Below are 20,872 nucleotides of genomic sequence, written 5' to 3'. Positions count from 1 at the left end.
GCGATTAGCCGGCGAATGCCGACGAATGACGATCAGCCGTTGTCTTCGCCGCCCTCGAACTCCGCATTCGGATCGAAGAAGTTTTCCGGCCGCGCATTATCGTTGATGTCCTCGCCGTAGATGGCTTCCGCGGTTGTCAGCGTTTCGCCCTTGGCCTGGCGCTCGGCTTCGTCGGCCGTGCGGGCAATGTTGAGCGTGATGGTAACCTCGACCTCCGGATGCAGCGCGATCGCCACATTGGTGACGCCAATGGTCTTGATCGGCTGGTTGAGCAGGATCTGGTTGCGGTTGACCGAAAAACCTTCCGCCGTCACCAGCTCGGCGATGTCGCGTGTCGAGACCGAACCATAAAGCTGACCGGTCTCGCCGGCTGAGCGCACGGCGATGAAGCTCTTGCCGTCGAGCTTTTCTGCAATCTGCGCGGCCTCGGACTTGCGCTCCAGGTTGCGGGCTTCCAGTTGCGCCCGCTGTCCCTCGAACTTCTTCTTGTTAGCTTCGTTGGCGCGCAGCGCCTTGCCCTGCGGCAACAGGAAATTGCGGGCGAATCCGTCCTTGACCTTGACGGTGTCGCCCATCTGGCCGAGGCGGGAAACGCGTTCGAGAAGAATGACTTCCATGGTTTTGTTCCTTCGCTTGGGCGCTATCCTCAGGATCGGCGCCGAGTTGTCTGGAACAGGTCAGAAAGCTGGGGCGTCACCGCCTGTGTCGCTGTCCTGCCTGTCGCGGCAGTTAGGATCTCGTGTCGAAATCCAACCCGGGATTTGGTGTTCGATCCGGCTACGCCCGTCGTGGCCGGTGACAAAAAGCGGGCGGCGAACCGCCCGCGTAGATTTAGCGGACCACGTAGGGCAGCAGGCCGAGGAAGCGGGCACGCTTGATCGCCTTGGCGAGTTCGCGCTGCTTCTTCTGGCTGACGGCGGTGATGCGCGATGGCACGATCTTGCCGCGCTCGGAGATGTAGCGCTGCAGAAGCCGCACGTCCTTGTAGTCGATCTTCGGCGCGTTGGCGCCAGAGAACGGGCAAGTCTTGCGGCGGCGGTGGAAGGGGCGCCGGGTTGGGATCTGATTGATGTCGACCATTATTCTGCGGCTCCTTCAAAGCCTTCGCGCGGACGGCGCGGGCCACGATCGGCACCGCCATCGCCGAAGCTGCGCGGCGGACGATCACCACGGTCACCGCGATCGCGGTCGCCGAATGAGCGCGGGCCACGGTCGCGGTCGCCGAAGCCGCCGCGTTCCGAGCGCTCTTCGCGCTTCTGCATCATTGCCGACGGACCTTCCTCATGCGCATCGACCTTGATGGTCAGGAAACGCAGTACGTCCTCGGACAGACCCATCTGGCGCTCCATTTCGTTGAGCGCGGCCGGGGGGCAGGTGATGTCCATGAGTGTATAATATGCCTTCCGGTTCTTGTTGACCCGGTAGGTGAGGGACTTCAGTCCCCAGTTCTCGACCCGGCCGACGGACCCGCCATTCGCGGTGATGACGCCCTTGTACTGTTCGACAAGCGCATCGACCTGCTGCTGCGAGAGGTCCTGCCGAGCAAGAAACACATGTTCGTATAGAGCCATAGTGTTCGTGCCTTTCTTCGTTTCTCTCCCGGTTCCCGGCGGCAAAAGCCTCTGCAACTTCTCTGACCCGCAATCCTTGCGAAGGCGGGGAAGAAAGGAGCATGACGAGACGGTCGAGAGCGGAGACACGGGAGGCGGAAGCGCTTCTGGCTTCACGCGAAGGTTTCGAAAAACCTCCGGCCCTCCGTTCAGCCCCCAGCAAGGACCGGCAGATTGCGGGCGTCTATACAGGAATTTGGCCGCAAGGCAAGGGCAAACGGCCGACGTGTCGTAAGCAGATGAGTTGTCCGGATTAGGTAGCACATGAGTTGTCCGGTCTTATTGGGCTGCTGGCCTCATTCGCAAGGTCTTACGGATTCCCTGCCCGGACCCAAGAATGTTTTCCTGCATTTCGCCTGACAAAACAAACCGGATGCCCTGTTCGTATAATCGCGGGAGACGGTCGAGGTAACGCCAACAAATCGAACAGCTCTACGCAGTCGGCAATCAGCTGCAACAATTCCCGTCTCTCGACGACACGATCGGAGTTCGCGCATCACGCTGCAACTTCAGCTGCCTCAGCTCGTGTGTGCAGCCACTTTGCCTGTGGTTTCGGGGAAGAAATCGGGCGCCGCATGGCGCTTGCCGAACATCATGTCGTATTGCAGCAGACGGAAGTCGCGGATTGCCGGGTCGATCTCTTTCTGACGCGACCAATCGGGGGTGGCCTCGCCCCCCGGTGCCAACAGCAAATTACGGTCGATGACGCGGTAGCGCTCTCGCAACTGGCCGAGGAAGCCGGTGTAATAGGGATGGCTGATGCCGGCCGTTTTCAGGATATGGTAGGGCAGGAAGGCCGGGCTGACGGCGCCCAGATCCTCGGAGGGGCCGCTGCGGTTCGACCAGACGATCAATGGCGTCTGGTGGTGCTGCAGCATCTGGTCGGCCGGCTCCTTGCGCGGCGCGACATTGTCCTTCAGGAAACCGGTCTCGACGTAGACCGGCCCAAGCGGCGGCAGGTGATCGCCGAAGAATGCGATGACGGTCGGCCGCTCGCGTTTCTTCGCCCATTCGATCAGCCGCTCGAGGCCGCGGTCCGCGTCGGAAGAGCCTTCGGCGTAGCTCAACAGCGATTCACGTGCCCATTGGCTGATCGGCGCCTGCACCTTGTGGGTCGGATTGGTATAGCGATACGGCTCATACGGCCCGTGGTTCTGCAGGCTGACGGCGAAAAAGAAGACCGGCTCGGCGCTGGTATCGGCTTCGCGGATGATCTCGTCGGTCATCGCTGCGTCCGACGCGAGCGGTCCGCGCTTCTGCATGGGCGGCAACGTCTCCTCGGACTTGAAGTCGTTGAAGCCGAAATCGGCATAGACGGCCCCCCGGTTCCAGAACCAGTTGGTGCCGGGATGGATGGCGCGCGCTCGGTAGCCCTGACTTTTCAGGAAGGTCGCCAGCGAGGGAGTCGGTGTCCGCACATATTGCTGGTAGGGAATGCTGCCCGCCGGCAGGAAGGCGTTGGAAAAGCCGGTCAGGGCCTCGAACTCGATGTTGGCCGTCATGCCGCCGAACTCGGGCGAGAACATGTAGCCCGTGCGCAGTGCCCGCACATTGGGGATAGGGTCGGGTGTGATGGTGACGCCGGGCAGCTTGGTCGGATCCCAGAAGGATTCGCTCATCACGACGATGATGTCGGGCTTCTCGGCAGGTACCGAGGCGATCACCTGCGGTTTGCCGATCGCTTCGATCGCCTTGTCGGAATAGCCGGGCGGCGCCGAGACATGCGCCATCGGGACGTTCAGCGCGAAGGCGAGCGCAAAACCGTTCGAGGCATAGTTTTCCTTCTGGTCCCACATAATCGGGATGATCTGCAGCCGGTCGCGCGTCCACGAGAAAGTGGCATAGTCCATGATGGAGACGAAGAAAGCGATCAGCGGCACCGTCAGCGTCAGCCGGGCAAGGCGGCCCTTGTGGCTGAGCGCCGGAACGCGGCGGCGCCATAACCGCCAGCCATAGACGAGCAGCGACAGCCCGCCGACGATGCCGATCGCCAGGGCAATGGCGGTTCCCGGGCGATCGCGGACCAGGAGTGGCATCAGTGCCACGATCTGCCGGGAATAGAGGAAATCGGTCGGATAGAGCGGATCGCCGAGATAGAGCGACTTCTGGTGGCCGACGAACGCCAGCGACAATGTCAGCGGCGCGACGATCATCAGGCTCTGATGGCTGCGGCCGAGCACGGCGTCGAGGCCGATGAGGATCAGCGCAAAAATGATGATCGTGGTCCAGCCGGGTTTGAAAGGCTGCAGAAAGAAATCAATGGTGCCGGCAAAGTTGCCGCGCACGATCAGTTCGATGGCAAACACCAGGATAGCCGCAGCCAGCAAGCTGATAAGGCCATAGCGGATGACAGGCCATCTGCGCGCCGGCAGATAGCCAGTCGACGGATCGCCTTCAAGAAACTGTGGCGCCGCCTCGGCTGCGCTCTGCTTGGTCTTTGCCACTTCAATAGTTCCCCGGCCCGCAACAAAGGCGTCACTCGATTGTCATCGAACTGTCACGCAAAGCCTAGCGCCTGCGGCGGAAATAAGAAGAGCCAGCAAACAAATCGTGAGCGGTTTTCATCATGAGTGATCGCCAAAAAGCCTGCCGAAACAGGCACTCGGCCGACGCCGAGCGGTCAAGGTTGGACTTGACTTGGGCGCACGCCTTGCGTCACAGGCAGCGAGAACCAGCAGCTGGGAGCCGACGATGGCCATCGCATTCACCTTTCCGGGGCAGGGCAGCCAGGCTGTCGGCATGGGCAAGGACCTCGCCGATACTTTTGTGGAATCGCGGCAGATCTTCGAGGAAGTCGACGACGCGCTCGGTGAAAAACTATCGCAGCTGATCTGGGAAGGCCCGGAAGAGACGCTGACGCTGACCGCCAATGCTCAGCCGGCGCTGATGGCGGTGTCACTTGCCGCAGTCCGGGCGCTGGAGGCGCGCGGCTTCTCCCTGAACGGCAAGGTCACCTATGTCGCCGGCCATTCGCTCGGTGAATATTCGGCACTTGCGGCCGCTGGTTTCGTTTCGGTCGCCGACGCCGCCCGGCTGTTGCGTATCCGCGGCAATGCCATGCAGGCGGCTGTACCGGCCGGCGAGGGCGCGATGGCGGCGATCATCGGGCTGGAACAGGCCGACGTCGAGGCCGCTTGCGCAGAGGCCGCCCAAGGCACCGCCAAAGATCCCGCGCAAGCCTTGGTGTGCCAGATCGCCAACGACAATGGCGGCGGCCAGCTGGTGATCTCCGGCGCCAGGCCGGCGGTCGAACTGGCGGCGAAGCTATGCACGGAAAAGGGCGCCAAGCGGGCGCTGATGCTGCAGGTCTCGGCGCCCTTCCATTCGGCATTGATGAAGCCTGCGGCCGAGATCATGCGGGAGGCGTTGGCCGCCGTGACGAAGCGTGCGCCGGTCGTGCCGCTGGTCTCGAATGTTACTGTGACCCCGACGAGCGATCCTGACGAGATTGCCCGCCGCCTCGTCGAACAGGTGATCGGGCGCGTGCGCTGGCGCGAAACGGTGGAGTGGTTCGGCAGCAACGGCGTTGCGACGCTTTACGAAGTGGGCGCCGGCAAGGTGCTGTCGGGGCTGGCCCGCCGCATCAACCGCGATATTGCCACCACTGCCATCGGATCCGCGGCGGATGTCGAGGCGGCGCTGGCGGCGCTTGCATAATCAACTGGCGATTTGACCCCGCTCCATGCAAAGGGTGTTCGCTCAGATCAGGAGGCAAGAATGTTCGAATTGACCGGCCGCAAGGCGCTCGTCACCGGCGCATCGGGAGGTATCGGCGAGGCGATCGCCCGCGTGCTGCACGGCCAGGGCGCCATCGTCGGCCTGCATGGCACACGTATCGAGAAATTGGAGGCGCTGGCCGCCGAATTGGGCGACCGGGTCAAGCTTTTCCCGGCCAATCTTTCCAACCGCGACGACGTCAAGGCGCTCGGCCAGAAGGCGGAGGCCGACCTCGAAGGCGTCGACATCCTCGTCAACAATGCCGGCATCACCAAGGACGGGTTGTTCGTGCGCATGGCTGACGCCGACTGGGATAGCGTGCTCGAGGTCAACCTGACCGCCGTGTTCCGGCTGACCCGCGAGCTTACCCATCCGATGATGCGGCGCCGCCATGGCCGCATCATCAACATCACTTCAGTGGTTGGCGTCACCGGCAATCCCGGCCAGACCAATTACTGCGCCTCCAAAGCCGGTATGATCGGCTTTTCCAAATCGCTGGCGCAGGAGATCGCCACCCGCAATATCACCGTCAACTGCGTCGCCCCGGGCTTCATCGAATCGGCGATGACCGCCAAGCTCAACGACAAGCAGAAAGAGGCGATCATGGCGGCGATCCCGACCCGGCGCATGGGCACGGGCGCCGAAGTCGCCTCTGCCGTCGCCTACCTCGCTTCCAACGAGGCAGCCTACGTCACCGGCCAGACCATTCATGTCAATGGCGGCATGGCAATGATCTAACACTTGGGAAAACGCTTCATTCCGTCTTGGATGCATGGGATTTTTCGTGTAATGCCGCCCGCAACCCGGCGGTTCGGGCAAAAACCGGTCCTGTTCCGCTGCGTTTCCGGCAGGACCATCTTTCAGCTTGATTAGCGGCATTCTGCCCGCTAACGAAGACAGACAACCAAAAGACGAGGATGCCCAAATGAGTGACACCGCAGAGCGCGTCAAGAAGATCGTCATCGAGCACCTTGGCGTCGATGCCGACAAGGTGACGGAGCAGGCGAGCTTCATCGATGATCTGGGCGCGGACAGCCTCGACACGGTCGAACTTGTTATGGCGTTCGAAGAAGAGTTCGGTGTCGAGATCCCGGACGACGCCGCCGAGACCATCCTGACTGTTGGCGATGCGGTGAAATACATCGACAAGGCCTCGGCCTGACGCTATTTGCAGTCATCACCGAGGAGGACCTGCGATGAGGCGTGTCGTCGTCACGGGCCTTGGGCTGCTTTCGCCGTTCGGCATGGGCTTCGAGCACAGCTGGAAGGAGCTTCTGACCGGCCGCAGCGCAGCCAAGCGCATCACCGAATTCGAGGTGGAAGACCTTGCCTGCAAGGTCGCCCACGTCATTCCGCGCGGTGACGGCTCCAATGCCACTTTCAATCCTGAAGCCGTTCTCGAGCCGAAGGAACTGCGCAAGATCGGCGATTTTATCCTGTACGGGATCGCGGCCGCCGACGAGGCACTCAAGGATTCCGGCTGGCAGCCGAAGACGCACGAGGAACAGTGCGCCACCGGCGTGCTGATCGGTTCGGGCATCGGCGGCATCGAAGGCATTGCCGAGAATGCGATGATCCTCAAGGAACGCGGCCCGCGCCGCATCAGCCCGTTCTTCATCCCCGGCCAGATCATCAACCTCGTCTCCGGCCAGGTCTCGATCCGGCATGGGCTGAAAGGCCCAAACCACGCCGTCGTCACCGCTTGCTCGACCGGTGCGCACGCCATCGGCGACGCCGCCCGCCTGATCATCTGGGGCGATGCAGACGTTATGGTCGCAGGCGGCGCCGAAGCGCCGGTGACGAGACTGTCGATCGCCGGGTTCGCCGCTTGCCGCGCGCTCTCCACCGAGCGCAACGACGCGCCGCAAACGGCCTCGCGTCCCTATGATCGCGATCGCGACGGCTTCGTCATGGGTGAGGGCGCCGGTGTTGTCGTGCTCGAGGAACTCGAACACGCCAAGGCCCGCGGCGCCAAGATCTATGCCGAGGTCACCGGCTACGGTCTGACCGGTGACGCCTATCACATCACCGCGCCTGCCGAGGATGGCGACGGCGCTTTCCGTTGCATGACAGCGGCGCTAAACCGGGCGAAGCTGACGCCCGCAGATGTCGACTACATCAACGCGCACGGCACATCGACCATGGCCGACACGATCGAACTCGGCGCCGTCGAGCGGCTGGTCGGCAACGCCGCCTCTAAGATATCGATGTCGTCGACCAAATCGTCGATTGGCCACCTGCTGGGCGCGGCTGGTGCTGCCGAGGCGATCTTTTCGATCCTCGCCATTCGCGACAACATCGCGCCGCCGACCATCAATCTCGACAATCCGGAGCGCGAAACGGCGATCGACCTGGTGCCGCACAAGCCGCGAGCCCGGCAGATCGACGTGGCGCTGTCCAACTCCTTCGGCTTCGGTGGCACCAACGCCTCGCTCGTCTTCCAGCGCTACAATGGCTGACCGCTCTGCCGGTTTCCGTCTGCCGTCAATTTTGCCATATTCGCCCCTACTCTGCCCGAGGGGATTCGTCGCAAGATCAGATGGTAGGGCGCTATGAACACAAATCCGGCCGATAACGGGGAATTCGGGCAACGGCGAGCAACGTCCGGCCCGATCGTGCCGAAAACGGCCAGCGAGGCGTTGCGGCCCGAGGCCGGCACGCCGCCGCCGAAGCGCTCGCGTGCCTCGCGCAGCCAGTTCGTCGTGTTCATGAACTTTGTCATCTCTTCGGTGATGCTGATGGTTCTGGCGGCGGGCGTTGCGCTGTATTTCGGCAAGCAGGAGTTCAACGAGCCCGGCCCGTCGGCCAATGGGGACACCTTCCTGGTCAAGCCGAATAGCGGCGTCCAGGAGATCGCCGACCAGCTTGAGCGGCGAGGACTGATCAGCGACGCCCGCATTTTCCGCCTTGGCGTGCGCGCCTTCGGCAATGATTCCGCGCTGAAGGCCGGCGAATACGAGATCAAGCCGCAGGCGTCGATGCACGACATCATGGAACTGCTGAAGAGCGGCAAGTCGGTGATGTATTCGCTGACTATCCCCGAGGGGCTGACGGTGGAGCAGGCGCTGCAACGGATCGCCGAGCAGGACGCGCTGACCGGCGATATGCCGTCGACCACTCCACCTGAGGGCAGCCTCGCCACCGACACGCTGCGCTTCACCCGCGGCGCAACACGTCAGCAGATGGTTGACAAGCTTCTGGCCGACCAGAAGAAGCTGGTCGACGAGGTCTGGCAGCGCCGAGCGCCAGATCTGCCGATCGCCAATGTTGAGGATTTTGTCACCCTGGCCTCGATCGTCGAGAAGGAGACCGGCAAGGGCGATGAACGCTCGCGCGTAGCCGCCGTCTTCCTCAATCGGCTGGCCAAGGGTATGCGGCTGCAGTCGGACCCGACCATCATCTACGGCCTCTTCGGCGGCAAGGGCAAACCCATCGACCGCCCGATCTATCAGTCGGACATCCAGAAGCCGACGCCCTACAACACCTATCTGATCAACGGTTTGCCGCCGACGCCGATCGCCAATCCCGGCCGTGCGGCGCTGGAGGCCGTCGCCAATCCGTCGAAGACCAGCGATCTCTACTTCGTCGCCGACGGCAGCGGCGGCCACGTCTTTGCCTCGACGCTCGATGAGCATAACGAGAATGTCGCTCGCTACCGGGCGCTGCTGAAAAAGCAGGCGCAGGACGCCGCCAAGGCCGGGGCAACCAATACCGGAGCCGACACGCCGGCGGGAGCCATCGTTGACGATGCGGGCGCCACCGCCGCCCAGTAGGGCCGGACGCCATCAGGTTGGCCCTGTGCATGTCCGGGTGGATGTGCAAGGGCTGCTATGGCATTGAAATTCACATGATCCTGCCCGGAGAAAATTGCTCCGGCTTGAGGGCATTCGGCAAAGGGACGCACGGCTACATGAACTTGCAGAGCATGACCGGTTTTGCGCGCAGTGTCGCCGAACACGACGGCACTGCGATTGCCTGGGAAGCCAAGTCCGTCAACGGCAAAAGCGTCGAGGTCAGGCTGCGGCTGCCGCAAGGTTTCGACCGGCTGGAGCCGGCCGTCCGGCAGACGGTGCAAAAGCGTTTTGCGCGCGGCAATTTCCAGATGACGCTGACCATTGGCCGCGCCGCCGGCGCGCAAGCGCAACCCGTGGTCAACGAGGCTTTCCTGAGGGATCTGGCGGGCTTGGCCAAGCGGCTGCAGGAGCAGTTCGGAGTAGCCCCTGCGGCGGCCGACGGCCTGCTTGCGCTGCGCGGCGTCCTCGACATTCCCGAAACCATCGAAACCGAAGAGGCGCGCAGTGCGCTCGATACCGCAATACTGTCGGCGCTGGAAGCAGCACTGAACGGGCTGCAGCAGGCGCGCCAGGGCGAAGGTGCCGCACTTCGTTCCCTGCTGTCCGGCCATATCGATGCCATCGAGGCGCTGACGCTGCGGGCCGAGGCCGATCCATCACGCGAGCCGGCCACGATCCGCGAAAGGCTCGCCGAGCAGATCCGCCTGCTGATGGACGCGTCCGCCAATCTGGACGCCAGCCGGCTGCATATGGAAGCGGCGTTTCTGGCCACCAAGGCCGACATACGCGAGGAAATCGACAGGCTGAAGACGCACGTGACGTCGGGGCGGGCGCTGCTCGCCGGCGGTGGCGCCATCGGCCGCAAGCTCGATTTCCTGGCACAGGAATTCAACCGCGAATCGAATACGCTGTGTTCCAAGTCGAATGCTGCCGCGGTCACCGCCATCGGGCTGGAACTGAAGGCGGTCGTCGACCAGTTTCGCGAACAGGTCCAGAATCTGGAATGATCCCGATGCCAAGCCACATGACTGCCAAGCCCCATGACCGCTAGGGATTTGGGTTCCCGCATTCGGCGCCGCGGGCTGATGCTGGTCTTGTCGTCGCCGTCAGGCGCCGGCAAGTCGACGATCGCGCGCAATCTGCTGGAGAGCGATTCCAGCCTCGAATTGTCGGTCTCGGTCACCACGCGGCCACGCCGCGGCAGCGAGATCGAGGGCGTCCATTACCACTTCCGCACCATGCGCGAGTTCGAGCGGCTACGCGATTCCGATGCGCTGCTCGAATGGGCGGAGGTGCACGGCAATTGCTACGCGACGCCGCGCGAGCCGGCCGAACAGGCGCTGGCCGAAGGCCGCGACATGCTGTTCGACATCGACTGGCAAGGCGCTCAGCAGCTCAAGGAGAAGATGCGCGCCGACATCGTCTCGATCTTCATCCTGCCGCCGTCGATGAAGGAATTGAAGGCACGGCTGAAGCGTCGCGCCGAGGACCAGGAAGCGGTGATCGAGACGCGGCTCAAGAACGCCCGCAACGAGATCGAGCACTGGAAGGAATATGATTTCGTCATAGTCAACGACGATCTCGACCGTGCTTTCGCCGAGGTGCGCGGCATCGTCACGGCCGAACGGCTCAGACGCGATCGCCGGCCGGGCCTGTTCGATTTTGTCTCAGGGCTGCTCGATGAGAAGACGGATTGATCAAGGCGTTGTCCCCGCGACCAGGATCAGATTGCGGCTGAGCGCGGCGTCGCGCAGTTCCAATGCCGCGGCATATTCGGCGGAGCGGTACCAACGCCGCGCCGTGTCCATGTCGGGGAATTCCACGATGATCAGCGGCCCGGGAGACCAGTCGCCTTCCAACCTTTCCACCTCGCCGCCGCGTACCAGATAGCGCCCGCCATGCTGGGCGATGGAGGCAGCCGCGCGGGCGCGATAGGCTTCGATAGCCTCTGTGTCACGGATCGTGACGTCGGAAATGACATAGGCGGCCACTGTTTGTCTCCGGGCAGGGTTTGTCCGGCTATCTATGCCATGAGAGCGGAAATTCCACGCGGACGCTTCCCGGCATCACACCGCGTTGGTCAGGCGAATGAATTCCTCGACGCTGAGCGTCTCCGCACGCCTGGTCGGATCGATGCCGGCGCGGGTGAGCAGTGCCTCGCCGCCGAGGCTTTTCACGCTCTGCCGCAGCATTTTCCGGCGCTGGCCGAATGCCGCTTCGGTGACGCGGCTAAGCCGTTTGACCTCTGCCGGCAAGGGGCTGGCGCGCGGCACTAGATGCACCACCGAGGACGTCACCTTGGGTGCCGGTGTGAACGCCTGGGGCGGCACGTCGAAGACAATCCTCGCCTCCGTCCGCCAGCCTGCAAGCACGCCGAGCCGGCCATAGGCCTCGCTGCCGGGGCTGGCTGCAATGCGTTCGGCGACCTCGCGCTGGAACATCAGCGTCATTGATGCGTAGAAAGGCGGCCACTCGGTCACGGTCAGCCAGCGGATCAGCAATTCGGTGCCGATATTGTAAGGCAGGTTGGCAACGATTTTCACCGACCCCCCGCTTCCCGGCGCTCCTTTGGCAAGCGCTGCAAAATCAGTTTTCAGCGCATCGCCGGCCACGATCTCGAGCCGACCCGGATAGTGCTTCGCGATCTCGTCCAGGGCCGCCAGGCAGCGCTCATCGCGCTCGATCGCGACGACCCGCCGGGCGCCGTTGAGGAGCAGGGCCCGAGTCAGCCCGCCCGGACCGGGACCGACCTCGATAACCGTAACGTCGCTCAGGTCGCCGGCGGTCCGCGCAATCTTGCTTGTCAGGTTAAGGTCGAACAGAAAATTCTGGCCGAGTGCCTTTTTCGCCTGCAGCCCATAGCGCTCGATCACCTCGCGCAGTGGCGGCAGGCCGTCTATGCTCATCGGGCTGGGCTCATCGGGCTGGGCTCGTCGGGTTAAGGCCATCGAATTGGGCTCATTTGGCTCAGTGGCCTACGGCCTTTTCCCGGTATCGGCAAGCAGGCGAGCGAGTTTCAGCGCCGCAATCAGGCTGTCGGCACGGGCAATGCCCTTGCCGGCGATGTCGAAGGCGGTGCCGTGGTCGGGCGAGGTGCGGATGAAGGGCAGGCCGAGCGTGACATTGACTGCCTCGTCAAACGCCAGCGCCTTGGCGGGGATCAGCGCCTGGTCATGATACATGCAGAGCACCACGTCATAGCCGGTGCGGGCGCGAGCGTGAAACAGGGTGTCGGCCGGCAATGGCCCGAAGGCGTCGATTCCTTCCTGCCTCAGCCTGTCGATCGCCGGGCGCACGATCCGCTCGTCTTCGGTGCCCATCGCGCCGCCTTCGCCGGCATGAGGGTTGAGGCCGGCGATGGCGAGCCGCGGCTTGGCAATTCCGAAGCGGTTTGCAAGGTCGGCGGCGGTGATGCGGCCGGTGGCGACGATCAGGTCGGTCGTCAGCGCCTTCGGCACCTCGGCCAGTGCGATGTGAATGGTGACCGGCACGGTGCGCAGGTCCGGACCGGCAAGCAGCATAACCGGCGTCACTTCGGTGCGGGTGTGAAGCGATGCCAGATGCGCCAGATATTCGGTGTGGCCGGGAAAGCGAAAGCCGGCATCGTAGAGCGGCTTCTTGGCAATGGGGCAGGTGACGACCGCGGCAGCGCGGCCGGCCAGGCAGTCGGCAACGGCGCGGTCGATCGCCTCGATGATTCCGGCGGCGTTGGCTGGATCCGGGCGGCCGGGACTGTCGACGAAACGGGCGGAAAGCGCCACCACCGGCAGCGCGCGCGAAAACATACTAGGCGCTAGCGCCGGCGTCGTCTCGGCAATCGCGATATCGGTGCCGAGCCCGTGCGCCCGCGCGGCAATCAGCGCCGGATCGGCAAGGAGATAAAAAGACGGAACGCCGGCGCTGTCGCGGGCCTGCCAAGCGGCGATGGCGATGTCCGGCCCCACGCCGGACGGATCGCCGACGCTCAACGCCAGCGGAAGCTCTGCGTCAGGCATGGCGATCGCGACTTCAGCGCTCGATGATGCGGGCTTTCTTCCGCAACTCCTCGACGTATTTCTTTGAGAGCTCGTCGGCGTTCTTGTCGCTCGAGCCCTCGCTCTGGAACACCATCTGCGCGACTTTGTCGTCCGACACTTCGCGCGACGAGCAGATGCCGACGAATTCGACGCCGCGGTCGGTCTCGCGCGTCGCGGTGGCGCCGCCGACCTTGGTGGCCTTGATCTGCTCGGCCCAGTCCGGCGGCAGTTGCGGCGCCAGCACCCGGCCGAGGTCGCGAACGGTGACATCGATCAGGCCCTTGGCAAATTCGCGCGTGGTGTTGCAGCCGTTGAAGCGGGCGCGCATGGCGTCGGCTTCGCGCTTGCGCTTGGCCAGCGTCGCGCTGCGCTCGGCTGCCGGCACGACGAAGATGACCTGCTGCAGCATGTATTCGGTGGCGCTCGGCTTGCTGCCGCCTTTTTCGAGCATGCGCTTGACGACGTCCTGCTCGCTTATGGCGCCGCCCCCGTCGGCGGAGCGGTAGCGCGCGGACAGCGCCTGGTTCCAGGCCATCTGCGCTCGGATGAATTCCTTGAAGTGCTCCTTGGTGACGCCTGATTGCGCCATCACACCGTCAAGCTGCTTGAGCTGCATCTTGTTGTTCGTGGCGAAACGCTGATAGGCGGCATCGACCTGCGCATCGCTGATGCGGATGCCTAGGCGCCGGGCCTCGGCCGAGCGCAGCGTCTGATCTATCATTTCCTGGCCGGCATCGCCCTTTCTGCGCTGCAGGCGCAGGAAAGCGGCCCGATGCTGGATGTCGCCTGTGGTGATCGGTACGTTGTTGACGACGTATTTGATCTCGGTGGCGAAAGCCGGCGGCGTCACTGCGGTGGTCGAGAACGCCACCAGCAGCGCGAACCCTGCCGAAAAGAGGTATTTCCTCATCGAAAGCATCCCAGTTCCATCCCGATTCGACCCAACCCATCCCAGTTCAGGTCGCCGAAATCCGTGCCTGCTCTATGCGGCGAAACAATGTCGTCCGCCAGCACCCCGTTGCCGACTTCCGTTATTGGATGGTGTCGATTGAGCGTTGCGACGAGCCGAAATCGCCGAGCGTGCGGAACGACAGGTTGAAGCCGACGTTCTGCGACACTTCCCTGGTGTTAAGGTCACGTCTTTCCGAAAACGTCATCAAATAGGTAAAGCACGAATCACTATAGGCAAAGCCGACGCCGTCCTTGACCAGCACGCTCTGCTCAAGATCATATGTGCCGGTGCCAAAGACGCGCCAGTTCTCGGCAAGATGCGTCGAGGCGCCGAGCGTGACCTCATGGCGATCCGTGGAGAAGCCATAGAGCGGCTGCGCCTGGATGAAGGCGTATTTGGCGCTCAGCGATACTGGCAGGCCTGAAAAGGCGGCCTTTACCTCAGCGCGGCGGATCTCGAAGCTTTGCTCGTCGAAACGGCCGCTGACCGAGCCGGAAAACCCGCTGGGGCTGTTGAAGCCGACAAGGCCGACATAGTCGGAGGTTGCAGTTTCAAGACCCGAATAGGCACCGACATTGACCAGATCCGGCGTGCCGAACGAGTTCTGGCCGCCGAGCTGGTAGGATTGGCCGAACACCGCGTTGGTGCCCCAGCCATTGTCGTATGCGCCGGAATAGCGGAGCCCGACATTGGCGCGTGTGCCGCCTTCCATGCGGTCATAGCCCGAGAATTTGTCGCGCTCAAACAGCGTCGTGGCGTCGAAGACGAAGCTCTGGGCGTCCTCGTTGGGAACCGCCAGCCCGCCGACATATTGCTCGTTCGGACGCATGAATACTTGCGCCATCGGCTCGAAGACATGGCTGGAACTGGTCATCGAGAACAGCACCGGCCAGCGCATCTCAAGCCCGGCGGTCGCCATATAGCGGGCAAGCGATGAACGCATATCGTCCTCAACGCCGAGATTGGTCGCCATCTGGTTGATGGCGTCGAGCGAGGCGGAGGAGGCGTTGACATAGCCGGCGTCGCCGCGCAGCGCCAGGAGCGGCGTCAGCAGCAGCCCACCATCGGTGGTGATGGTGCGCTTCCATTCGGCTTCCGCGGTAAGACGGCCAGATTGACCGTCGATGCCACGAACGTTGTTGACGGACGAAGGGACGCCCGAATCTGCAAGAGCCGTATCGAGCCTGTCGCGGTCTATGACCCGCGCGTTGACGTCGAACGAGAGCTGCCCGCCGGCCACCGGCATGTCGGGGATATAGGCGTAGTCGAGCGAGGGCAGCACCCAGGGCTGCTTGGCGGCGCGTGCGGTCGGATCGCTGGCGAGAGTGTCTTCCTGAACGTCGAAGTGCATGGCGCGCACATCGAAGTAATTGCGATCGTTGAGTCCCGTCAGATACACCTCGGAGCGGTGCACGCTGTCGTTGAAGCCATCGATGTCGTAAGTGCGCGCGAAATTCTTGTCGCTCTGCAGCAGGATATCCCAACCGAAGTCCCAGCGCGGGTTGATAGCGAACTGGCCCTGGGTGCCCATCATCCCGCGGAACCTGTTCGGGTCGCCTTCGGTACCCGAATTGACGTTGTGGCCATTGTCGTCGATGAAGGCGTCGGGATTCTCCTGCCGGATGCCTGCAATCTTCAGGCTGTACTGACCATTGTTGAAGCGCTGCCTCCACTCGGCCTCACCGAGGAAACCTTGCTTGGTATAGCCGCTGCCGGTGACAGTGAGATCGTAGGTCGGCGAGAGCGCGAAATAATAGGGGACTTTAATACCCACGCCGAGGTCGCTCTTGTAGGCGACGCCGGGAATCAGGAAGCCGCTCTTGCGCTTGACCGTTGGGTCGGCGATCTCGAAAGCCGGCAGATAGGCCAGCGGAAAGCCGAAGAACTCGAAGTTCGAGTTTTCGAAGCGAACCGTCTTCTTTTCGCCGTTCCAGATGATCTTCCTGGCCTTGATACGCCAGGTCGGCGCTTTGTCGGGCTTGTCCTCGCACGGCTCGCACGCGGTATAGACGCCATTGTGGAACGTCGTCAGCACGCCGCCCATGCGCTCCGCGCTTTCGGCGGCGAAGTACGCCTTGTCTATGGTCTCGACCCGCAACGCGTTGACGAAGCCGTCGGCGAAATCGTCAGTGATGTCGGCATGCTGCGAATAGATTTTGGTGCCGTCGCTATTGACGAGTTCGACATTGCCGCTGGCGACGAGGCGTTTGGTGTTGCGGTTGTATTCGACCCGCTGGGCGACGAGACGGTTGCCGCCGTAGTCGATCTGGACGCCGCCGACGGCCGTCACGGTCTGCTTGTCGTTGTCGTAGACCAGCGTATCGGCTGCCAGCAGCATTTGCGTGCCACTCGGAACCTTCGTCGCCAGGTCACTGACGTCCTGGGCAAAAGCCGGAGCAGCCGGGGCGACGCTGGCAAGCAGGCATGCCAAGGCGCTCGCCGCAGAGAGGCGTGCCAAACCGGCGTGCCTATGGCTGCGCAAAACCGCCTCCCTCACTAGCCGTCTTCCTTGTATAGCAGGAATGTCACCCCGAAGAACATAGCCACGACAACCGGGACCCAAGCCGCTACGGCTGTGGGTACGAATCCCGCTACGCCGAATGCCTTGACCAGCACCGAAACGACATAAAGCAGAAAGCCGGCCACGATGCCACCCAGAATCATCGTCGCCGACTGCCCCATCCTCGCAAATCGCATTGATACCGTTGCCGCAATCAGCGTCATCGCGACGAGCAGGAAGGGCAGCGCCACGAGGGAATCGAACTGCATGGCGAAGGCATTTGCCTTGAGGCCGAAGGAGCGGGCCACCTCGACTTTGCCGGGCAAATCGTAGAAGGGGATAGTCTCAGGGCGCGCCAACCGCTCTTGCACGAATTCCGGCTTGAGATTGGTCGGCAGCCGATCGCTGGGTAACGACTGGATGGTGCCGTCCCGGAACACCTTGACGTCCTGCAATTCCCAGTAGCCGTCCCGCAAAAAGGCGCGCGCCGCATCCTTGCGCTCGATGATATCGCCTTGCGGACTGAAGCTGAAGAAGACCGCGTCGGCCATCTCCAAGCCTTGATTGAGAATGGCGCGCGCTCCGATGATGGTATCGCCGGAACTGGTTTTCTGCCTGATCCAGGGTGCGGCATCGGCCGAGACCGTATTCGACTTGCCCGAACGGAGTTGGGTCTCGATCTGCTCGGACCAGGAATAGGCGTGCGCGGCTATCGGATTGATGACGCCGACCGACAAGGCACCAAACAGCAGCGCCCCGATGCAGCATGGCAGCAGGAACTGCCATGCTGAAACCCCGGCGGAACGGGCGATTACCAATTCATATTTGCGGTTGAGCGACACCAGGGTCGCCATCGCCGAGAACAGGCCGACGAACGGCACCGTCTGCAGCATGATCATCGGCATCCTGAGCCCGGAAATGGCGAAGGCAGTTCCGTAAGTGAAGCCTGGCACGCCGGTCGTGCGGCCGGAAAGCTCGGTGAAATCGATCAGGAACACCAGCGCCAAAAGACCGATGAAGAACCAAATGGTGATCGTCACATAGCGAAAGAAGAAGTATCGACCCAGAGTCCAGCCCATCAGCCGGCTCCCTGTCCGGAAGCGCCGCGCCCAGCAAAACGGAGCTTGATGGCGCTCCAGCCCTCACTGAAGCGGCCGGCAAGATTGGTCACCCAGTCGGCCCAGGCAACAGGCAGTTCCATGGTCCGGTTGGAAACAATGAACCAGATGGCGATCGCCGATGCCACGATCGGGACGCCGTAGACCATATAGGCATATTGCGGCACCTTGTCGGCCTTGCCGGCGGCAAAGAACCCGAGCCAGCGCACGAACAGCGCGATCGCGATTGCCGTGATCAGCGGGTGCACACGCGCCTCACGATGCGAGCGTGCATCTCCGGCGACGGCGAGCGCGATCAGCGCGAAGACGAGCGAATAGGACCACTCGGAAAAACGCTGGTCGAGCTCGGCTAGGTACCTGTTCGGCTTTTGCTGGTACATCTTGTCGTTCGGACTGGGATTGAGCAGATACTGGGTCGTCCGGTCCTTCGGCAAAAGCAGGATGTCGGATGATGCCGACATGAAAGCGGACAAATCGAAGGCATAGGAGGTGAACCGGATCACCGAGAGGTCGCCGGTCATGGTTTTGCGATGGATCACCCCGTCATTCATCATCAGCACCTTCTCGTCGCCGCGTTCGATGATGCTGCCGGACTCGGCATAATAGACGAGATTGACGCCTTCTTCGCGCGAATCGGCGACGAAGATGCCGCCGAGGCGATTGTCGGGAAGCCGTTCGCCAACCTGCAGGAACAGGCCGTCATCGATCTTGCGGAAGGTGCCTTCCTGGATGATCAACGACAACAGATCCGCACGCGAAGATGCTATCAGCTCGCGGTTCTTCTGGCGCGCGTAGGGGTCGACGCCATTGTCGACCGCGAACGAAAAAACGCTGGCTGCTAGTGCCAGAAGCATGATCGGCCTGACGATTGTCCAGCGTGAAGCGCCGGCGGCATTGATGACGGCGAGCTCCGAATCCGAATTCATCACGCTGAGGATCTGGGCAACCGCGACCACCAGGGCGAACGGTACGACGATCGGAACGATCGTCGGGATGATCAGCGCTGCGACTTCGAAGAAGGTGAGGGCCGATTGACCGCTATCGGTGACGAGGTCGATGCGGGCGAGGACCTGAGTCGTCCAGACGATCGCCAGCGTCCAGACGAGCGCCAGCGCGAATACCGCGAAGGCACGGCGCATGATGTAACGTTCAACGACCTTCATGAAGGCTTTTCTCGGCGATTTCGAACGGCATCATGCCTTGGAACAAGGTAGTCGTCCGGCGCCGGCTGCACAACTGGCTCAGTTTGGCGGTTCGATCCGGGTTCTGTCCCGTATCGTACATTCCGCTGGGCCGGAGTGTCGGCGGCAATGGATAAGAAAGGGCGAACATTGTTGGTTAACAACAGGTTGCGGCTGGAAGCGGGGCCGTGCCGCGACGAATCGTGGGTGGTTCGATATCGCATATGGGAGCGATTTCGGCCAAAGTCTTGTCAAATGCGGCAAAACGACCAAATGTCGCGCCGGTCGCGACCGCCGCGGCGTGATAAGACGGGTCAGGATCTGTTGAGCCCCAGCATGGAAGCGGAAAAATTGCGCAGTCAAACCGGTCGAGAAACCGTCTTTGACGGCGCGATCGTGGTCGGCGCCGGCGCGGCCGGCCTTGCCGCCGCCCACGCCTTGATGAAGGCCGGCGTACCGACGCTCGTCCTGGAAAGGGAGAGCCGGCTTGCCGAACCCTGGCATCGGCGCCACCAGCGGCTACACCTCAATACCCATCGCGATCTCTCGACGCTCCCCGGTGTCGGCTATCCCGCAGGCACCCCGGCTTTTCCGCATAAATCGGCCGTCATTCGCCATCTGAACGATTTCAGCCAGACGCATGGTCTGCCGGTCGCATTCGGCGTTGCCGTTGAAGAGGTCACGTTCGACGGCGATCACTGGACCGTGCGGACGAACGCCGGACGTCGTCTGGCGCGCCATATCGTCGTCGCCACCGGGCGCGACCGGCAGCCGTTTATTCCCGCGTGGAAAGGCATGAAGGATTTTGCAGGCCGGATTATCCATTCGGCCGATTTTGGCGATGCGAAGGACTACGCCGGCAAAAGGGTGCTGGTGGTCGGTGCCGGCAATTCGGGGTTCGACGCACTCAATCATCTTGCGAATGCAGATGCCCAAAGCATCTGGCTGTCGGCCCGCAACGGCCCCTCTCTGCTGCCGAAACGCATCGGCAAGGTCGCCGTCCACAGGCTTTCACCGTTAATGGCGAGCTTGCCGGTGCGGCTGGCCGATGCGGTGATGGCGACAACCCAGCGCCTGGTTTTCGGCGACCTGACGAAATTTGGGCTTCCGCCGGCTCCCACAGGCGGTGCGAGCCGTCTGAGCGCCGACTACACCGCGATCGCAGCCGACGACGGCGCGGTTCGCGCCATCACGGCAGGCACGATCGTGGTGGTGCCACCATTGCGGGAATTTAGCCAAGACGGCGTCGTGTTGAATGACGGCAGGTTTATCACGCCCGATATCGTCATTGCAGCGACTGGTTATCGCACCGGTCTGGAGCAGATGGTCGGCAAGCTCGGCGTTCTCGACGGCAAGGGCGTTCCGCTTTTCAACGGCGGCGATGCCGATCCGAAATTGCCCGGCCTGTGGTTTACCGGCATGCGGCCGAGCATTCGCGGTTGTTTCGCCAATGCCCGCATTCAGGCCAGGGCGATAGCGGCGCGGATTGTCAAGCAGCGATAGTGAGCAGGACTATGCCGATTGTTCCGCCCGCAATAGACACGCCTTGTTGGAGCGTGCTCGAACCGAAAGGTCAATGATCATGACGCCAGTCAGCATTCGCTACATGGTCGATGATGTCGCCACCTCGATCGATTTCTACTGTGGACAACTGGGCTTTACCGTCGAACAGGACGCGCGACCGGCTTTTGCTTCCGTCACGCGCGGCGCGTTACGGCTCCTTCTGAGCGGACCCGGCAGTTCGGGTGCACGGGCTGTGCCGGATGGCCGGCAGCCGGTGCCGGGAGGCTGGAACCGCATCCTGCTGGTGGTGCCGGACCTGAAAGAAGAGGTTGCGCGCCTCAAGAGTGCTGGACTTGTCTTTCGCAACGATATCATAACGGGCGTCGGCGGTTCCCAGACCCTGCTCGAAGACCCATCGGGCAATGTCATCGAGCTGTTTCAACCCGCCGCTCACTGACGCAACAACACGGCACCTTTCGGT

General features: G+C 62.7%; 20 protein-coding genes. 9 read left to right on the top strand and 11 right to left on the bottom strand.

Annotation, left to right across the window (positions count from 1 at the left end):
* Positions 1–32: 32 nt before the first annotated feature.
* The 4 genes from rplI to NKI63_RS13575 all read right to left on the bottom strand — a co-directional run bounded on the left by rplI (position 33) and on the right by NKI63_RS13575 (position 4,054).
* A complete protein-coding gene (rplI, locus tag NKI63_RS13590; protein WP_254820243.1) occupies positions 33–617 on the bottom strand; it encodes a 50S ribosomal protein L9 in 585 nt (194 codons plus the stop codon).
* Between the two features lie 214 nt (positions 618–831).
* Entirely contained in the window at positions 832–1,080 is a 249-nt protein-coding gene (gene rpsR, locus NKI63_RS13585; RefSeq protein ID WP_006203718.1) for a 30S ribosomal protein S18, read from the bottom strand.
* Entirely contained in the window at positions 1,080–1,571 is a 492-nt protein-coding gene (rpsF, locus tag NKI63_RS13580; protein ID WP_254820244.1) for a 30S ribosomal protein S6, read from the bottom strand. The genes rpsR and rpsF overlap by 1 nt, the downstream gene beginning before the upstream one ends.
* A gap of 557 nt (positions 1,572–2,128) precedes the next feature.
* Complete coding sequence (locus NKI63_RS13575) at positions 2,129–4,054, bottom strand: LTA synthase family protein (RefSeq protein ID WP_352507936.1); 1,926 nt, start codon at positions 4,052–4,054, stop codon at positions 2,129–2,131.
* 247 nt (positions 4,055–4,301) lie between these two features.
* On the opposite strand from NKI63_RS13575, the gene fabD reads away from it, so the two are divergent.
* The 7 genes from fabD to gmk all read left to right on the top strand — a co-directional run bounded on the left by fabD (position 4,302) and on the right by gmk (position 10,818).
* A complete protein-coding gene (gene fabD, locus NKI63_RS13570) occupies positions 4,302–5,267 on the top strand; it encodes an ACP S-malonyltransferase (RefSeq protein WP_352507935.1) in 966 nt (321 codons plus the stop codon).
* A gap of 60 nt (positions 5,268–5,327) precedes the next feature.
* Positions 5,328–6,065 carry a 3-oxoacyl-[acyl-carrier-protein] reductase gene (gene fabG, locus NKI63_RS13565; protein ID WP_352453223.1) on the top strand — a complete coding sequence of 246 codons (738 nt, stop codon included), beginning with the start codon at positions 5,328–5,330 and terminating at the stop codon, positions 6,063–6,065.
* Positions 6,066–6,252: 187 nt separating this feature from the next.
* The gene (locus tag NKI63_RS13560) at positions 6,253–6,489 is read left to right on the top strand and encodes an acyl carrier protein (RefSeq protein WP_006203723.1); all 237 of its coding nucleotides are present in this window, start codon (positions 6,253–6,255) and stop codon (positions 6,487–6,489) included.
* A 34-nt stretch (positions 6,490–6,523) separates the two neighbouring features.
* Positions 6,524–7,786 carry a beta-ketoacyl-ACP synthase II gene (gene fabF / locus NKI63_RS13555; RefSeq protein ID WP_352467164.1) on the top strand — a complete coding sequence of 421 codons (1,263 nt, stop codon included), beginning with the start codon at positions 6,524–6,526 and terminating at the stop codon, positions 7,784–7,786.
* A 93-nt stretch (positions 7,787–7,879) separates the two neighbouring features.
* The gene (mltG, locus tag NKI63_RS13550; RefSeq protein WP_352752896.1) at positions 7,880–9,100 is read left to right on the top strand and encodes an endolytic transglycosylase MltG; all 1,221 of its coding nucleotides are present in this window, start codon (positions 7,880–7,882) and stop codon (positions 9,098–9,100) included.
* 137 nt (positions 9,101–9,237) lie between these two features.
* Entirely contained in the window at positions 9,238–10,128 is an 891-nt protein-coding gene (locus NKI63_RS13545) for a YicC/YloC family endoribonuclease (RefSeq protein ID WP_352507933.1), read from the top strand.
* 33 nt (positions 10,129–10,161) lie between these two features.
* Positions 10,162–10,818 carry a guanylate kinase gene (gene gmk, locus NKI63_RS13540; protein ID WP_254820312.1) on the top strand — a complete coding sequence of 219 codons (657 nt, stop codon included), beginning with the start codon at positions 10,162–10,164 and terminating at the stop codon, positions 10,816–10,818.
* On the opposite strand, the gene NKI63_RS13535 is transcribed toward gmk, so the two are convergent.
* The 7 genes from NKI63_RS13535 to lptF form a co-directional block, all read right to left on the bottom strand.
* On the bottom strand, positions 10,819–11,112 hold the full coding sequence (locus NKI63_RS13535; RefSeq protein WP_352507932.1) for a DUF1330 domain-containing protein: 294 nt from the start codon (positions 11,110–11,112) through the stop codon (positions 10,819–10,821).
* Between the two features lie 75 nt (positions 11,113–11,187).
* Complete coding sequence (gene rsmA / locus NKI63_RS13530; RefSeq protein WP_352507931.1) at positions 11,188–12,027, bottom strand: 16S rRNA (adenine(1518)-N(6)/adenine(1519)-N(6))-dimethyltransferase RsmA; 840 nt, start codon at positions 12,025–12,027, stop codon at positions 11,188–11,190.
* A gap of 69 nt (positions 12,028–12,096) precedes the next feature.
* Positions 12,097–13,116, bottom strand: a complete 1,020-nt coding sequence (gene pdxA, locus NKI63_RS13525; RefSeq protein ID WP_352507930.1) for a 4-hydroxythreonine-4-phosphate dehydrogenase PdxA — start codon at positions 13,114–13,116, stop codon at positions 12,097–12,099.
* Between the two features lie 13 nt (positions 13,117–13,129).
* On the bottom strand, positions 13,130–14,056 hold the full coding sequence (locus NKI63_RS13520; protein ID WP_352479239.1) for a peptidylprolyl isomerase: 927 nt from the start codon (positions 14,054–14,056) through the stop codon (positions 13,130–13,132).
* Between the two features lie 112 nt (positions 14,057–14,168).
* Positions 14,169–16,586 (bottom strand): LPS-assembly protein LptD, encoded by a 2,418-nt coding sequence (locus tag NKI63_RS13515; RefSeq protein WP_352507928.1) that lies wholly within the window; start codon positions 16,584–16,586, stop codon positions 14,169–14,171.
* Positions 16,586–17,671, bottom strand: a complete 1,086-nt coding sequence (lptG, locus tag NKI63_RS13510; protein WP_352479326.1) for an LPS export ABC transporter permease LptG — start codon at positions 17,669–17,671, stop codon at positions 16,586–16,588. Before lptG ends, NKI63_RS13515 begins: the two co-directional genes overlap by 1 nt.
* Positions 17,668–18,870, bottom strand: coding sequence for an LPS export ABC transporter permease LptF (gene lptF / locus NKI63_RS13505; protein WP_352507927.1), 1,203 nt, complete (start codon positions 18,868–18,870; stop codon positions 17,668–17,670). The genes lptG and lptF overlap by 4 nt, the downstream gene beginning before the upstream one ends.
* A gap of 354 nt (positions 18,871–19,224) precedes the next feature.
* Between lptF and NKI63_RS13500 the strand changes: the two genes are divergently transcribed.
* Together NKI63_RS13500 and NKI63_RS13495 are read left to right on the top strand one after the other, a co-directional pair.
* A complete protein-coding gene (locus NKI63_RS13500) occupies positions 19,225–20,391 on the top strand; it encodes a flavin-containing monooxygenase (RefSeq protein ID WP_352752900.1) in 1,167 nt (388 codons plus the stop codon).
* A gap of 73 nt (positions 20,392–20,464) precedes the next feature.
* Positions 20,465–20,848 carry a VOC family protein gene (locus tag NKI63_RS13495; protein ID WP_352821790.1) on the top strand — a complete coding sequence of 128 codons (384 nt, stop codon included), beginning with the start codon at positions 20,465–20,467 and terminating at the stop codon, positions 20,846–20,848.
* The last annotated feature ends 24 nt before the right edge of the window (positions 20,849–20,872 follow it).

It is taken from the genome of Mesorhizobium sp. M0410, from assembly GCF_040321435.1.
GTDB lineage: Bacteria > Pseudomonadota > Alphaproteobacteria > Rhizobiales > Rhizobiaceae > Mesorhizobium.
This window is presented reverse-complemented; position numbering and strand designations above follow the sequence as displayed.